Source organism: Chromobacterium sp. LK11 (assembly GCF_001043705.1).
GTDB lineage: Bacteria > Pseudomonadota > Gammaproteobacteria > Burkholderiales > Chromobacteriaceae > Chromobacterium > Chromobacterium alkanivorans.
Genome location: NZ_LDUR01000048.1, coordinates 1 through 13,473 on the forward strand (window position 1 = coordinate 1; position 13,473 = coordinate 13,473).

A 13,473-nucleotide genomic window follows, 5' to 3' on the forward strand; every position below is an offset into this window, starting at 1 on the left:
TTGAACTACTACTAAGAACGTGTTTACGATCTCGCGAGCTAAGGCGAGACAAGGCGAAAACCGCTGAGAAAGCGGAATGTACAAGTGGTACATGAGCATTTCGAAGCGGTTTTTAACGCCGTATCGCCAACGCGCAGCAGATCGTAAACAGGTTCTAAGAGGAGCGCGCGGAATGGAACAAGTCTACCAATGCCAAAACCTGGACGAAGTGCGCGGCCAGATCGACCGCATCGACCGCGCGCTGGTGGCGCTGATCGCCGAACGCGGCCTCTATGTGCGCCAGGCGGCGGCGTTCAAGCATAGCCGGGACGAGGTGGAAGGCGGCAAGCGCGTCGATCAGGTGATGCGCCGCGTCGAACGGCTGGCCGGCGAGCTGGGCGCCGATTCGGCGCTGACCGCGGCGGTCTACCGCACCATGATCGAATACTTCGTCGCCGACGAGATGGCGGCCTTCCGCGCCAAAGCGGCTGGCGATTGAGGCGAAAGCCGGCTTTCCCTACAATCGTTTCCATCCGCGAACCCCGGCCGCCTGCAGCGGCCGGCTCCTTATCCGCTGCCGGAGAACACGAATGAAAAAGACCGCCCTGCTGCTGCTCGCCTGCCTGTCCCTGCCCGCCTGGGCCGAGGAAGTGGGCGAGGTGTCCACCACCTTCAAGCTGCTCAGCCCCAACGACAAGGTGGTGGTGGAGGCGTTTGACGACCCGGCGGTGCAAGGCGTGGCCTGCTATATCTCGCGCGCCAAGACCGGCGGCTACAAGGGCGCGCTGGGACTGGCCAAGGACCCGTCCCGCTTCTCGGTGGCCTGCCGCCAGGTGGGCGCGATCAAGTTCGCACAGCCGCTGCCCAAGCAGGAACAGGTGTTCAAGGAGGGCGCGTCCTTCATCTTCAAGCATGTGCGGGTGGTGCGCATCGTCGACGCCAAACGCAATACGCTGACCTATCTCAGTTATTCCGACAAGCTGCTGGACGGCAGCCCGGACAATGCGCTGACCGCGGTGGCGGTGCTGGATCAGAAAATCCCGCTGCGGCCCTGAAATAAAAGCGATTGATTATTAACGATTTCTTGGCATGACGGGCATCAGCTAAACGGCAGCTCGACGCGCAGACCGTCGTAGCCGACCTCGACGCCGGGCGGACACTCGGCGCTGAGCGCGCCGAACTCCAAGCGATGGGTCATGTGGATCAGCACCGTGCGCTCGGCGCCGATGCGCTTGGCCCAGTCGAAGGACTGGCTCACGCCCAGATGGGACGGATAAGGGTCGTGGTTCAGGCAATCCAGGAACAGCAGCTTCAGCCCTTGCAGCAAGGGCAGGCTGCTGTCCGGGATGTCCGACACGTCGGTCAGCCAGGCCATGTCGCCGACGCGCCAGCCCAGACAGGGCCAGGAGCCGTGCTGCAGCGGCACCGGCGTCAGCGTGACACCGCCGCACTCCACCGGCCCGTCCACCTGCCGCGGCAGCAGCACCGGCTTGTCCCACATTTTGGACGGCGGCTGCAAGGCATAGCCGAAGCGGCTCTTGATATTGTCCAGGGTGAAGGCGTTGCCGTAGAGCGTGATCGGCCCCTTCTTCACGTAGCAAAATGCGCGCAGATCGTCGATGCCGTTCAGGTGGTCGGCGTGCGGGTGGGTGTACAGCACCGCGTCCACCTGGCTCAGCCCTTCGCGCAGCGCCTGTTGGCGCAGGTCCGGCCCGGTGTCGATCAACAAACCCTGGCCGCCCGCCTTGATATAGGCGCTGGCGCGAGTGCGGCGATTGCGCGGGTCCGCCGAGCAGCAAGTGGCGCAATCGCAGCCTATGGCCGGCGTGCCGGAACTGGAGCCGCAGCCCAGGATGGTGACTTCAAGCGAACCCAATGGCGTTTCCCAAGTGACAAGGCATCAGCGGCAGCGCTGCGGGCGCTCGGCCTTCTCGCGCACCCAGCCGCCGTCGCAACGAACGTTGCCGTCGGCGTCCTGCTGGCAGCTGCCGCGCGGCTGCTTGGCGCAATACGGATTGCCGTCGCGCGACAGCAGGCAGGCGCCGGGGCCGGCGTAAGTGACGCCGTTGGCGCGCACCACGCCGCCGCCGGCATACGGCGAGCACAGCACGTTGCCGAATTCGTCGATCGCGCATTCCCCCTTGCCGCACATCGCCTGGCCGCGCTGCACCAAGGCGATGCCACCGTCTTCGGAGCAATAGCTGCGGCCGTTCAGATTGACGCAATTGGCCCAGGTCTGGGCCGAGAACAATATGGCCAGCAAGGCCAGTCCGGACAGCAAGATTCGCTTCATGCCCACTCCCCGCATCAACGGCCAGCCTTGGAGAACAGCCGGAAAAAGTTATCGCTGGTGACGCGCGCCACCTCTTCCACCGCCATGCCGCGCAGCTCGGCGATGTGGGCGGCCACATGGCGGACATAGGCCGGCTCGTTGACCTTGCCGCGATACGGCACCGGCGCCAGGTAGGGCGAGTCGGTTTCGATCAGCATCCGCTCTAGCGGCACTTTCTGCGCCACTTCCTTGACCTGGGCCGCGTTCTTGAAGGTCACCACGCCGGAGAAGGAAATGTAGAAACCCAGTTCCAGCGCGGCCTGAGCCACTTCCCAGGTTTCGGTGAAGCAGTGCATCACGCCGCCGCAGACCTCGGCGTTCTCTTCGCGCATCAGGCGGATGGTGTCCTCGGCCGATTCGCGAGTATGGATCACCAGCGGCAGCCCCACGCGCTTGGCGGCGCGGATATGGGTGCGGAAGCGCTGATGCTGCCAGTCCAGATCGCCCTTGCACCAGTGGTAGTCGAGGCCGGTTTCGCCTATGCCCACCACGCGCGGGTGGGCGGCCAGCGCCACCAGTTCGTCTTCGCTGTACTCTTCGGCGTCCGGGTCGTCCGGGTGCACGCCCACGGTGGCGTACAGATTGCCGTGGCTTTCCGCCAGCGCCAGCACTTGCGGATACTTGGGACGGCTGACGCCGATCACCAGCGCGTGGCTGACCTGGTTGGCCTGCATATTGGCCAGCACTTCCGGCATGCGCGCGGCGAGGTCGGGGAAATTGATGTGGCAGTGGGAATCAATGAACATTTTTGCGTCAATCAGGCTGCGGCGCGCTTGCGCGCGCCGCGAAAACAATCACATGGTATGGGTGGGCCGGCTGGAGTTGAGCACGCCGCTGAGCAGCGCCTCGATCTTGTCCTTGGCCTGCTTGCCGGCGTCGCCGGCGACGAACTCGACGCCGACGCCCTGCACCCGGCTGTTGTTGGCGCCGGCCGGCGTCAGCCACACCACCTTGGCCTGCACCGCGATGCGCTGCGGATCGTCCATCAGGGTCAGCAGCAGGAACACTTCCTCGCCCAGCTTCATTTCCTTGTTGGTGGGAATGAAAATCCCGCCGTGGCGCACAAAGGGCATGTAGGCGGCGAACAGCGCGCTGCGCTCCTTGATGTGCAGGGACAGCACCCCGGGACGGTTGGGATTGAGGTCCGGGCGAGTGGCGGAATTGTCCATACTTGGCTAACCCTCTGTGTCAGGCGGCTTTGCCGCTGGCGAATATCTTCAGATAGTCCATCAGCACCGCTTCCAATTGCAAGCGCGTGTTCAGCGTATGCTGGCCGAACGGCGCCAGCTGGTTGAGCGTTTGCTGACACGCCATCAATTGCGCGATGTCGGCGCGCGCCGCCAGCTGCTGCAAGGCGCGCTCCTGATCTGGATAATAGCGGACCAGACCGGCTAGTCTCAAACTCGCCAGATCATGCAGCCATTTCATCAACCAGCCTATGGGCAGCAGCAAGGGCAGTTTCTGCTTGTCCACCGCCTCGGACAGCTGCAGCACATTGGCGAAGCTGGGCTGGGCCAGGCCCTGGACGAACTGGCCGCGCAGCTTGGCCAGCGCCGGATCGTGGTCGAACAGCGGCGCGCCGCCGTTGTGGGCCAGTTCCAGCTCGGCGTCCGCCACGCCCTGCTCGCGCAGCCAGGCCAGCGCCTGCGCCGGGTCCGGCCGCGTCAGCGGAAACTGGCGGCAACGGCTGCGTATGGTGGGCAGCAGCCGCTGCGGCGCGTGCGCCACCAGCAGGAACAGCACTTCGGCCGGCGGCTCTTCCAGGATTTTGAGCAAGGCGTTGGCGGCGGCCGGATTCAGGCTTTCCGCCGGCTCCACCAGCACGATGCGCCGGCCGGCGCGATGCGCGCTCAGGTGGGCGAAATCGATCACCTCGCGCACCGCCTCGATCTTGATCACCGGCAGCTTGCGGCTGACCTTCTTGCCCTCGGCGCCCTCCTTGCCTTCCTCGTCCTCGTCGCCCAGCGGCGACAGCCGGCGGAAGTCCGGGTGGGTGCCGTGCCGATACCAGCGGCAGGCCTCGCATTCGCCGCAAGGCCGGTGGCCGGCCTGCGGCCGCTCGCACAGCAAGGACTGGGCCAGATGCTCGGCGAACTCCAGCTTGCCGATGCCGGCGGCGCCGGTGAACAGCCAGGCGTTGGGCAGGCGTTCGCGCTCGGCGTTCAAGCGCGCCCAATCGCCTTCTTGCCAGGGCAGCAGCATCACGCGGCCTCCAGCAGTTTTTGCAGGCAGGCCGCGATGTCGATCTGGATCTCGGCGATGGAGCGGCTGGCGTCCAGCACCGCGAAACGCGGCTGGCCGGCGGCGCGGCGCAGATAGGCTTCGCGCACGCGCACGTGGAAATCGGCCTTCTCCTGCTCGAAGCGGTCCAGCTGCCGGGTCTTGGACATGCGCTCGGCCGCCACCTCCAGCGGCAGGTCGAACAGCAAGGTCAGGTCCGGCTGCAGGCCGTGCTGCACCCATTGCTCCAGTTCGGCGATGCGCTCGAAGGGCACGCCGCGGCCGCCGCCCTGGAAGGCGAAGGTGGAGTCGGTGAAGCGGTCGGACACCAGCCACTGGCCGGCGGCCAGCGCGGGCTCGATCACGCTGTGCAGCAATTGCTGGCGCGAGGCGAACACCAGCAGGGTTTCCGCGTCCAGCGAGGCCTCGGTGTCCACCGCCAGCAGCAGTTCGCGGATTTTCTCGCCCAGCGGGGTGCCGCCCGGCTCGCGGGTGAACACGGCGTCGACGCCGCGTTGCGCCAGCCAATCGCGGATAAAGGCCAGATGGGTGCTCTTGCCGGCGCCGTCTATGCCTTCCAGGCTGATGAAGCGGCCGCGTTGCTGCTCTAGCGCCATTACTGTCCTTTCTTCAAGATGTATTTGCGCACCGCCTGGTTGTGTTCGTCCAGCGTCGCGGAAAAATGCGAAGTGCCGTCGCCGCGGGCGACGAAATACAGGGCCGTGGTTTCGGCCGGATTGGCCGCCGCGTCCAGCGCCGCCTTGCCCGGCAGGGCGATGGGCGTCGGCGTCAATCCGGCGCGGGTATAGGTGTTGTAAGGCGTGTCGCGGCGCAGATCGGCCTTGCCTATCTTGCCCTGATACAGGCTGCCCATGCCGTAGATCACCGAGGGATCGGTCTGCAGCCGCATGCCCTGCTTCAGGCGGTTGACGAACACCCCCGCCACCATTGGACGGTCTGCGTCTTCGCCGGTTTCCTTTTCTATCAGGCTGGCCATGATCAGCAGTTCGTAAGGCGTGCGGTAAGGCAGTTCCGGCTTGCGCGCCGCCCAGGCCGCTTCCAGCCGCTGCTGCATCGCGGCGAAGGCCTGCCGATACAGTTCGGCGTCCTCGATGCCCGGGCTGAACAAATAGGTGCTGGGGAAGAACAGGCCTTCCGGCTTGGCGTCGCCGAAGCCCAGCCGCCGCATGATGTCCTCGTCGCTCCAGTCCTTGGCGCTATGCCGGATGTCCGGGTTGCGGTCTATCGCCTGGCGGAATTGGCGGAAGGTCCAGCCCTCGATCACCGTCAGGCTGGCCTCGTCCGGGTGGCCGTCGGCCAGGCGGCTCAGGATGTCCAGCATCGACGCCTGACCGTCGAAACGGTACAGGCCGGCCTTGATCTTGCGGTCCACGCCTTGCAAGCGGGCCAGAGCCACCATCACCTGGCGGCTGCGCACCACCCCCTCCTGCTCCAGCCCCCGCGCCACCTGGCTCAAGGTGCGGTTGGGCCCCACGGTCAGCTTGTAGCCGCCCTCCGGCAGGCCAACCGGAATCAGGACCACCCAGGCCAGCCAGGCACAGCCCAGCGCGAAGCACAGCAACAACAGGCGAAACAGTGTTTTCATCATTTGACGGGAAGAATGAGACGGCGCAGCGGAACGATCGCGCATGATACCAGACAAGCCGGCCTGACCGACATGTCAGGCCCTCCCCGCGCAATCAAGCAAAGTTTGCGCCAAATCAACTGTCCACCTTTCCATTTTGCATAGTTTTGCTCGCGTTCTATACCTGATTAAATGGACTGCTTAAATGATGCGAGTCTTTTCATGAAGCCATTCTTCAATCTGGGATGCGCATTGGTGGCCTGGACGGCGCTGGCCAGATTGGCGGCAGTCCGGCAGACCGACAGGGATTTATGGCGCCTGCCGATGGATGCCTTCCGACAAGGACGGCATCCGCAGCAGCTGACCTATCTGCAATCGCCCGCGGCGCTGAACGGCTACCACGCGCTGATCGTGGAACCGCTGCTGCTGCTGAACCGGCAACAGGACGGCGGCTGGCAACTGCTGCAGACCGCGGAGCAGGAAAGCGCCAACCAGATCATGCGCCGCCAGGTGGCCGCCTTGTTGCAGGCCTGGCCGATCGCGCTGACCGACATCCCCACCGCCGGCGCGCTGCGCCTGCGCATCGCGGTGGCGGCGCGCCAATCGCGGATCGCCCAGGACAGCCAGCCGCTGAACAGCAGCCACGTGGCGCTGCAACTGCCCTGCATGGCTTCCAATATAGAACCGTATCTGCAATTGGTGTCCTCGGTGTCCCAATTGGAGGACGCGATGGGGCGGGGCGTGGTCGCCGGCGGCGTCACCATGCAGTCGCAAGCCGAAGCCGCGGCCGGCGACGAGGACGACGGCTGGCGGCAATTGCTGATCCAGGACTGGTCCCCGCTGCTGCGCCAGCAATTGACGCCGGCGGCGCGCCGCGGCGCGGCCTCGCCGGCGCGATAAGACGCATGAAGACAGTCCGACCCGTCACAAAGTCGCAACAATATCGATGGAACGCCGCCCGCCTCCCGCAGTCCATCTCCCACGCAATCTCCACTGAGCCCGCACGATGAAACCCTTCTTTAAACTCGCCTGCGCGCTGATGGCTTCCGCCTTGCTGGCCAATATCGGCCACGCCGGGGAGCAGCCGGAGAATCTGGTTCTGCTGCCCAGCGAAGCCTTCCACCCCAGCCCGGACCATGCCGGCCAGGTGCTGTACCTGCAGCCCGGCGTCGACCTGAAGCGCTATCACGGCATCCTGATCGAACCGCTGATCTTTCTGGGTCGCCAGGCGGACGGCCAGTGGCAGGCCACCGCGGCCGACGAGCACAACCGCCTAGACGCCTGCTACCGCAGCAGCCTGGCCCGGGCGCTGTGCAGCGAGGGCCTGCCGGTGGCCTCCTCGGCCGGGCCGGGCATCGCCCGGCTGCGCGTGGCGGTGGGCCACATGCTAAGGGAGCTGGCCGAAGCCGACGCGCGGCGACCGTTGCCGGCCGCGCTCAATCTGGCCCGCTTCGCCGACGACATCGACCCCTATCTGGCCCAGGTGTCCACCGTAGGCCAGCTGGAAGACTCCGAATCCGGCCTGCTGTTGGCCGGCGGCGTCAATCTGCTGGGCAATAATCCGGACCCCGCCGACGCGCAACCGTCCAACGCGGAATGGCTGCAACAGCGCGTAGACCTGTGGAGCCGCGACCACGCGCGGCAGATGGCCCAGCACTTGGCGGCGGCTACTCCGTTTGGAGGAGTAGGCTAGCGCCCAGGCTGGCGGCATAATGCTTGTTTGATCCCCTGTCAGGAAGCCGACCATGCCGCGCAAAGTACTGAGCTTGTTGCTGTTGCTGTCCCCGCTGTTCGCCGCCGCCGACACCGTCACCGTGGCGGTCGCCAGCAATTTCCAGCAGACGCTGGACAAGATCGCAGTGGAGTTCAAGGCCGCCAGCGGCCACGACATCAAGGCCAGCGGCGGCGCCTCCGGCAAGCTGACCGCGCAGATCCGCCAGGGCGCGCCCTTCGACGTGTTCCTGTCCGCCGACGACGAGCGTCCGGCCGAACTGCTGCGCGACAAGATAGGCAAGCCCGACAGCCGCTTCACCTACGCCATCGGCAAGCTGGCGCTGTGGAGCAAGCAACGCGACGACGCCGGCGAAGCCGCGCTGCGCGGCGGCAACTTCAACAAGCTGGCCATCGCCAACCCGGCGGCCGCGCCTTACGGCCGCGCGGCGATGGAGACCCTGACCGCGCTCAAGCTCGTCGACGCGCTCAAGCCCAAGTTCGTCACCGGCGACAACATCAGCCAGACCATGCAGTTCGCCCAGGTCGGCGGCGCCGACTTCGCCTTCGTCGCTTACGCGCAGCTGCTGGAGCAAGGCATCGCCGACCACTACTGGCTGGTGCCGGCCAAGCTGCACCAGCCCATCCGCCAGGACGCGCTGCTGGTGCGCGACACCCCGGCGGCCAGGGCCTTCCTCGTCTTCCTCAAGGGCGACAAGGCGCGCGCGCTGATCAAGAAAGCGGGCTACGACTTCGCGCAATGAGCGCATCCGAATGGGCGGCCATCGCGCTCACGCTGCGGCTGGCCGCCATCAGCACCCTGATCCTGCTCCTGCTGTGCGTGCCGCTGGGCTGGTGGCTGTCGCGCACGCGTTCCCGCCTCAAGCCGGTGATAGAGGCCGGCGCGACGCTGCCGCTGGTGCTGCCGCCCACGGTGCTGGGCTTTTATCTGCTGGTGGCCTTCGGCCCGCACGGCCCCATCGGCCAGCTGACCGCCTGGCTGGGCTGGCCCGGCCTCGCCTTCACCTTTCAGGGGCTGATCATCGCCTCGGTGCTGTACTCCTTGCCCTTCGTGCTGCAACCCTTGATCGTCAGCTTCAACGCGGTGCGGCGCGAGGAAATCGAAACCGCGATGGTATTGGGCGCCAACCGCTGGCAGCGGCTGACCCGGGTCATCCTGCCCAGCTGCCGCTCCGGGGTGCTGGCCGCCGCCAGCATGGGCTTCGCCCACACCGTGGGCGAGTTCGGCGTGGTGTTGATGATAGGCGGCAATATCGAAGGGGAAACCCGGGTCATCTCCATCGCGCTGTACAACCACGTGGAACAGGCGGACTACGCCAGCGCGCACCGTCTGGGCCTGTTGCTGGTCTTGTTCGCCTTCTCCACCCTGGCCCTGGTCTACCGCCTCAACGCGCGCCAGCGCCGCTACGACTGAGCCGACGGGCCGTGTTTGCTGACAATGCTGACATCTATCGATGCAAGCTGTTACATGACGTCAACAAAACGCAGTGTTCATGCGCTATAACTTGGAGTATCGTTTTTCTCGCCCGTCATGGGCCCGACAACCTGACCCAACAAGGATGAATCATGCGCAAATACCTGATGATCGCTGTTCTGGCCCTGACTTCCGCCAACCTGGCACTGGCTGACGCCGCCTGCGACGCCAAGGCCGCCGAGAAAAAACTGGCCGGCGCCGCCAAGAGCAGCTTCCTGAAGAAATGCGAGAAAGACAGCGCCGCCGCCAATGCCCAAAAAAGCTGCGACGCCAAAGCCGCCGACAAGAAACTCGCCGGCGCGGCCAAGGCCAGCTTCGTCAAGAAATGCGTGAAGGACGCGGCCCCGGCCAAGTAAGCCCCCCCCTCTCCGGCGGCCTGTCCGCCGGGACAGCCCGCTCGCCGGCAAATTCCTGATTCTTCGCCTACACTGAGAGGTGGCAACAGGGATTCTGCGGGTGAGCCATGGCAAACAATATCCTCGGAAATTACAATCCGCTGTTATCGCTTTTCGGCAATAACAATCAATTCTTGAGCGGTTTATTGGGCTCCACCTCGCCCATCGTGCCGCTGATCCGCAGCAGCAACAGCTCGCAGAGCGCCGGCACCGATCCCAATGTGGTGCTGATTTCCGGGCTGGGCCAGTTGCTGTCCAGCCTGAACATCTTCCAGGACAGCCTGCAACAGATCTATTCCCCGTACGCGGTCAATAACTCCATCAGCGGCAGCAGCAGCAATCCGTCGGTGGCCAGCGTTTCCACCGCCGCCGGCGCGCAAAACGGCAATTACAGCGTGTCGGTGTCGCAGCTGGCGCAGGCGCACAGCGCGGTCACCGCCTTCACCCTGCCGGACACCAGCAGCACCGCGGTGGGCAGCGGCACGCTGACCATCAAGACCGGCAGCTACGCCTACACCTCGCCCACCTCGGCCACCAGCTTCACCCCCAGCGGCAGCTCGGCCACGCTGTCCATCAGCAACGGCACCCTGTCCAGCATCGCCACCGCCATCAACGGCTCCGGCGTCGGCATGGTGGCCAATATCGTGCAGAACGCCTCCGGCAATTATCAATTGCAGATCAGCGCCGCCCAGACCGGGGCCAGCAACAATTTTCAGATCCTGGTCAGCGACAACGACGGCAACAACACGGATCAGAGCGGCCTGTCCCGCCTGGCCTTCGACCAGACCCAGGCGGTGGGCAGCGGCCAGAACCTGACCCAGACCCAGGCCGCGCAAAACGCCAACTACCTGATCAACGGCGCGTCCGGCTCCAACGCCGGCAACAGCGGCATCTCGCTGGGCTCATCCGTGTCCATGGACCTGCTGTCCACCGGCAGCACCAATATCTCGGTCAAGCTGGACCTGAACGGCCTCAACGGACAGGCGCAATCGCTGGCCGACGCCTTCAACACCATGCAAGGCAGCCTGAACGCGCTGCTGGTCAGCGGCGGCCTGCTCAGCCGCGACCCCATCGCCAAGCAATTGGCCAGCAGCATGAACCAGCAGGCCGCCGCCAGTTACAGCAACGGCAGCTCGCTGCTGGTCAAGCTGAACCAGATCGGCCTCAATTTCCAATACCCGCAGCAGTTCGGCCAGATGGGCAGCCTCAGCCTGAGCAACAACAGCCTGCAAAGCGCTTACAGCGGGGATTCCCAAGGCGTGGCCGATCTGCTCTACACCGCCGCCCGGGCGTTGAACTGGCTGGCCAACAGCTACGCCTCCTACGGCAACGGCACCATTCCGCAAACCCTGACCGCGCTGCAGAAAATGCAGTTCAGCCTGCAGCTGCGGCAATCCGCCACCCCGGCGTCCAATACCGTCCCCTCCAATCTCGCCTCCTTGACGGTCAACCAGTCCGGCACCATCCAGCTGAGCGCGCAGCAAATCAGCGCGCTGTCGCTGTACGCGATGGTCTACTCCCTGGGCGCGCCTTACGCGGTCAATTCCCAGATTCTGAACAACGGCCTGGGCCTGTCCGGCAACAGCGGCAACGGCATCTCCACTTATGCATGATTGATATTCGCTATTTGTTTTTCCTCTAGCATTGCCGATTCCGTCTTGTCTCGTTAAAATTCATCGGATGATTGGATGAATCAGGAGCAAGCCATGTCGGCGCTTCCCTATAAACGCTCGCTGGTCGACATCGCGGTGGAAAACATCGCCAAGCGGCTGGCGGACGGCGATTGGCCGCTGGGCGCGCGCATTCCCACCGAGCCGGAACTGGCGGAACAACTGGGCGTCAGCCGCAACACGGTCCGCGAGGCGGTGCGGGTGCTGCTGTACGCCGGCCTGCTGGAGGTGCGCCAGGGCGACGGCAGCTATGTGCGCGCCACGGTCAACCCCGGCGAGGCGATGCGCGCCATCAGCCGCGCCAGCCTGCGCGAACACCTGGAAGTGCGCTGCATGCTGGAAGAAAGCGCGGCGCGACTGGCGGCCAGCCGCTGTCCGGAAGCGGATCTCGGCGCGATAGCGGACGCGCTGGCGCGCCGCGGCGAACGGCTGCCGCAGGAGCCGCTGGAGGCCTTCATCGACCGGGATCTGGAGTTTCATCTCGCCGTCGCCAACGCCAGCGGCAACCAGGCCTTGGCCGAGCTTTACGCGTATTTCTCGCGCGCGGTGCGCCAGCATGTGCAGCAGTCCATCCTCGACGAGGCGCTGCCGGACCCGGACCTCGCCGCCCACCAAGCCATTTACGAAGCCATCCGCCTGCGCCGGCCGGACGAGGCGGCGCAAGCCGCCGCCGCCATCACCCGCCCCTTGCTGGAGGCGCTGGACCGCTTGCTGAACCGCTCCGCCGCGGCTTGAGCCCGATTCGAGCCGGCCCCCAGGCGCGGGGAGCCGGCTCCGACAACAACAAAAGCGCAGAAGGAAAACACATGTCCACACCCAAATCGATGCCGGACCACCTGCCGGTTGAAGACACGCTGATCGACGCCGAGATCGACGACGCCGGCGTGCAAAGCCAGCGCCCGGCGCTGAGCCGTCCCTGGCTGTTGCTGCTGGGCCTGATGCTGGTCGGCGCCAATCTGCGGCCGGCGCTGTCCAGCCTGTCTCCGGTGCTGCACGACGTCGCCGCCAGCCGCGGGCTCAGCGGCCTGATGGCCGGCCTGCTCACCACGTTGCCGGTGGCCTGCCTCGGCCTGTTCGGCCCCCTGGCGCCGCGGCTGGCCCGCCTCTGGGGCAGCGAGAAAACCATCGCGCTGATCCTGGTGACCTTGGCGCTGGGCATCTTGCTGCGCACCCAGTTCGGCCAAGTCGGCCTATTCGCCGGCTCGGCGCTGGCCGGCGCCAGCATAGGCATCATCGGCGTGCTGCTGCCCGGCATCGTCAAGCGCGACTTCCCCCGTCAGGTCAGCCTGATGACCGGGGTCTACACCATGGCGCTGTGCCTGGGCGCGGCGCTGGCCGCCGGCCTGACCGTGCCGGCGATGCACTGGATGGGAAACAGCTGGCAAGGCGCGCTGGCGATCTGGGCGACGCCGGCGCTGCTGGCGCTGCTGGTGTGGTGGCCGCAGACGCGTAAGCGGCAGGCGTCCCATCACGGCCAATGGCTGGTGCGCGGCCTGCTGCGCGATCCGCTGGCCTGGCAGGTGACCTTGTTCATGGGTCTGCAATCGTCGATGGCCTACATCGTGTTCGGCTGGCTGCCGTCCATCCTGATAGACCGCGGCGAGACCGCGCTGCACGCCGGCCTGCTGCTGTCCATTTCCATCATGGTGCAAGTAGTGTCCTCGCTGCTGGTGCCGGCGCTGGGACAGCGCTGCCGCGACCAGCGCCCGCCTATCGCCGCCACCGTGGCGCTGGTGATCAGCGGCCTGCTCGGCATGTTGTTCGCGCCCACCGACAGCCTGCTGTTCTGGGCGGTGCTGCTGGGCTTGGGCCAGGGCGGCCTGTTCAGCATGGCGCTGAGCCTGCTGGCGCTGCGCTCGCCGGACCCGCACGTGGCCGCCCACCTGTCCGGCATGGCCCAGGGCGTCGGCTACGCGCTGGCCTCGCTCGGTCCGCTCAGCGTAGGCCTGATCCGCGACCAGACCCACAGCCTGTGGCCGCTGGGCCTGCTGCTCGCGCTGATCTCCGCCGCCACCTTCGCCATGGGCATGCTGGCCGGACGCAAGCGCCTGGTGCAGGTGGAGTCGCGTCCGCTCTAAGAACCTGTT

17 protein-coding genes are annotated in these 13,473 nt (G+C 65.8%); 10 read left to right on the forward strand and 7 right to left on the reverse strand.

Translation table 11 applies throughout. The features are described from left to right. The first annotated feature begins 172 nt into the window (after window positions 1-172). Entirely contained in the window at window positions 173-478 is a 306-nt protein-coding gene (locus VK98_RS21855; RefSeq protein ID WP_048416046.1) for a chorismate mutase, read from the forward strand. 91 nt (window positions 479-569) lie between these two features. Further along, window positions 570-1,034 (forward strand): CreA family protein, encoded by a 465-nt coding sequence (locus VK98_RS21860; protein ID WP_048416047.1) that lies wholly within the window; start codon window positions 570-572, stop codon window positions 1,032-1,034. A gap of 44 nt (window positions 1,035-1,078) precedes the next feature. Here VK98_RS21860 and VK98_RS21865 read toward each other — a convergent pair whose 3' ends face one another. Genes VK98_RS21865 through mltG form a run of 7 tightly spaced genes read right to left on the reverse strand, consistent with a single transcriptional unit; the run spans window position 1,079 to window position 6,140 of the window. After that, a complete protein-coding gene (locus tag VK98_RS21865) occupies window positions 1,079-1,855 on the reverse strand; it encodes an MBL fold metallo-hydrolase (protein WP_048416048.1) in 777 nt (258 codons plus the stop codon). A 24-nt stretch (window positions 1,856-1,879) separates the two neighbouring features. Next, window positions 1,880-2,272 carry a hypothetical protein gene (locus tag VK98_RS21870; RefSeq protein ID WP_156188018.1) on the reverse strand — a complete coding sequence of 131 codons (393 nt, stop codon included), beginning with the start codon at window positions 2,270-2,272 and terminating at the stop codon, window positions 1,880-1,882. Window positions 2,273-2,286: 14 nt separating this feature from the next. Beyond that, window positions 2,287-3,057 carry a TatD family hydrolase gene (locus VK98_RS21875; protein ID WP_048416061.1) on the reverse strand — a complete coding sequence of 257 codons (771 nt, stop codon included), beginning with the start codon at window positions 3,055-3,057 and terminating at the stop codon, window positions 2,287-2,289. A gap of 48 nt (window positions 3,058-3,105) precedes the next feature. Next, on the reverse strand, window positions 3,106-3,480 hold the full coding sequence (locus VK98_RS21880; protein ID WP_048416050.1) for a PilZ domain-containing protein: 375 nt from the start codon (window positions 3,478-3,480) through the stop codon (window positions 3,106-3,108). A gap of 19 nt (window positions 3,481-3,499) precedes the next feature. Continuing rightward, the gene (locus VK98_RS21885; RefSeq protein WP_048416051.1) at window positions 3,500-4,513 is read right to left on the reverse strand and encodes a DNA polymerase III subunit delta'; all 1,014 of its coding nucleotides are present in this window, start codon (window positions 4,511-4,513) and stop codon (window positions 3,500-3,502) included. Beyond that, complete coding sequence (gene tmk, locus VK98_RS21890) at window positions 4,513-5,148, reverse strand: dTMP kinase (RefSeq protein WP_048416052.1); 636 nt, start codon at window positions 5,146-5,148, stop codon at window positions 4,513-4,515. Before tmk ends, VK98_RS21885 begins: the two co-directional genes overlap by 1 nt. Further along, window positions 5,148-6,140, reverse strand: coding sequence for an endolytic transglycosylase MltG (gene mltG / locus VK98_RS21895; RefSeq protein ID WP_082159184.1), 993 nt, complete (start codon window positions 6,138-6,140; stop codon window positions 5,148-5,150). Before mltG ends, tmk begins: the two co-directional genes overlap by 1 nt. Window positions 6,141-6,338: 198 nt before the next feature. Between mltG and VK98_RS21900 the strand changes: the two genes are divergently transcribed. The 8 genes from VK98_RS21900 (at window position 6,339) to VK98_RS21935 (ending at window position 13,464) form a co-directional block, all read left to right on the forward strand. After that, the gene (locus VK98_RS21900) at window positions 6,339-7,016 is read left to right on the forward strand and encodes a DUF3313 family protein (protein ID WP_048416054.1); all 678 of its coding nucleotides are present in this window, start codon (window positions 6,339-6,341) and stop codon (window positions 7,014-7,016) included. Window positions 7,017-7,122: 106 nt separating this feature from the next. Further along, a complete protein-coding gene (locus tag VK98_RS21905) occupies window positions 7,123-7,809 on the forward strand; it encodes a DUF3313 family protein (RefSeq protein WP_082159186.1) in 687 nt (228 codons plus the stop codon). A gap of 52 nt (window positions 7,810-7,861) precedes the next feature. After that, on the forward strand, window positions 7,862-8,590 hold the full coding sequence (gene modA, locus VK98_RS21910) for a molybdate ABC transporter substrate-binding protein (protein ID WP_048416056.1): 729 nt from the start codon (window positions 7,862-7,864) through the stop codon (window positions 8,588-8,590). After that, window positions 8,587-9,261: a molybdate ABC transporter permease subunit gene (modB, locus tag VK98_RS21915; protein ID WP_048416057.1), complete on the forward strand. Its 675-nt coding sequence runs from the start codon at window positions 8,587-8,589 to the stop codon at window positions 9,259-9,261. Before modA ends, modB begins: the two co-directional genes overlap by 4 nt. A 152-nt stretch (window positions 9,262-9,413) precedes the next feature. Continuing rightward, a complete protein-coding gene (locus VK98_RS21920) occupies window positions 9,414-9,677 on the forward strand; it encodes a hypothetical protein (protein ID WP_048416058.1) in 264 nt (87 codons plus the stop codon). Between the two features lie 173 nt (window positions 9,678-9,850). Continuing rightward, a complete protein-coding gene (locus tag VK98_RS21925) occupies window positions 9,851-11,329 on the forward strand; it encodes a flagellar filament capping protein FliD (protein WP_197083142.1) in 1,479 nt (492 codons plus the stop codon). Window positions 11,330-11,422: 93 nt separating this feature from the next. Further along, entirely contained in the window at window positions 11,423-12,121 is a 699-nt protein-coding gene (locus VK98_RS21930; RefSeq protein ID WP_048416062.1) for a FadR/GntR family transcriptional regulator, read from the forward strand. A 71-nt stretch (window positions 12,122-12,192) separates the two neighbouring features. Further along, window positions 12,193-13,464 carry an MFS transporter gene (locus VK98_RS21935; protein WP_048416060.1) on the forward strand — a complete coding sequence of 424 codons (1,272 nt, stop codon included), beginning with the start codon at window positions 12,193-12,195 and terminating at the stop codon, window positions 13,462-13,464. Window positions 13,465-13,473 lie beyond the last annotated feature (9 nt).

What these genes read in the sequence shown, in the direction of transcription:
- tmk (WP_048416052.1), bottom strand. Translation starts at nt 5,148, where the DNA reads ATGGCGCTAGAGCAGCAACGCGGCCGCTTCATCAGCCTGGAAGGCATA.
- modB (WP_048416057.1), top strand. Translation starts at nt 8,587, where the DNA reads ATGAGCGCATCCGAATGGGCGGCCATCGCGCTCACGCTGCGGCTGGCC.
- VK98_RS21870 (WP_156188018.1), bottom strand. Translation starts at nt 2,272, where the DNA reads ATGAAGCGAATCTTGCTGTCCGGACTGGCCTTGCTGGCCATATTGTTC.
- VK98_RS21860 (WP_048416047.1), top strand. Translation starts at nt 570, where the DNA reads ATGAAAAAGACCGCCCTGCTGCTGCTCGCCTGCCTGTCCCTGCCCGCC.
- VK98_RS21935 (WP_048416060.1), top strand. Translation starts at nt 12,193, where the DNA reads ATGTCCACACCCAAATCGATGCCGGACCACCTGCCGGTTGAAGACACG.
- VK98_RS21930 (WP_048416062.1), top strand. Translation starts at nt 11,423, where the DNA reads ATGTCGGCGCTTCCCTATAAACGCTCGCTGGTCGACATCGCGGTGGAA.
- VK98_RS21880 (WP_048416050.1), bottom strand. Translation starts at nt 3,480, where the DNA reads ATGGACAATTCCGCCACTCGCCCGGACCTCAATCCCAACCGTCCCGGG.
- VK98_RS21900 (WP_048416054.1), top strand. Translation starts at nt 6,339, where the DNA reads ATGAAGCCATTCTTCAATCTGGGATGCGCATTGGTGGCCTGGACGGCG.
- modA (WP_048416056.1), top strand. Translation starts at nt 7,862, where the DNA reads ATGCCGCGCAAAGTACTGAGCTTGTTGCTGTTGCTGTCCCCGCTGTTC.
- VK98_RS21885 (WP_048416051.1), bottom strand. Translation starts at nt 4,513, where the DNA reads ATGCTGCTGCCCTGGCAAGAAGGCGATTGGGCGCGCTTGAACGCCGAG.
- mltG (WP_082159184.1), bottom strand. Translation starts at nt 6,140, where the DNA reads ATGATGAAAACACTGTTTCGCCTGTTGTTGCTGTGCTTCGCGCTGGGC.
- VK98_RS21920 (WP_048416058.1), top strand. Translation starts at nt 9,414, where the DNA reads ATGCGCAAATACCTGATGATCGCTGTTCTGGCCCTGACTTCCGCCAAC.
- VK98_RS21875 (WP_048416061.1), bottom strand. Translation starts at nt 3,057, where the DNA reads ATGTTCATTGATTCCCACTGCCACATCAATTTCCCCGACCTCGCCGCG.
- VK98_RS21855 (WP_048416046.1), top strand. Translation starts at nt 173, where the DNA reads ATGGAACAAGTCTACCAATGCCAAAACCTGGACGAAGTGCGCGGCCAG.
- VK98_RS21905 (WP_082159186.1), top strand. Translation starts at nt 7,123, where the DNA reads ATGAAACCCTTCTTTAAACTCGCCTGCGCGCTGATGGCTTCCGCCTTG.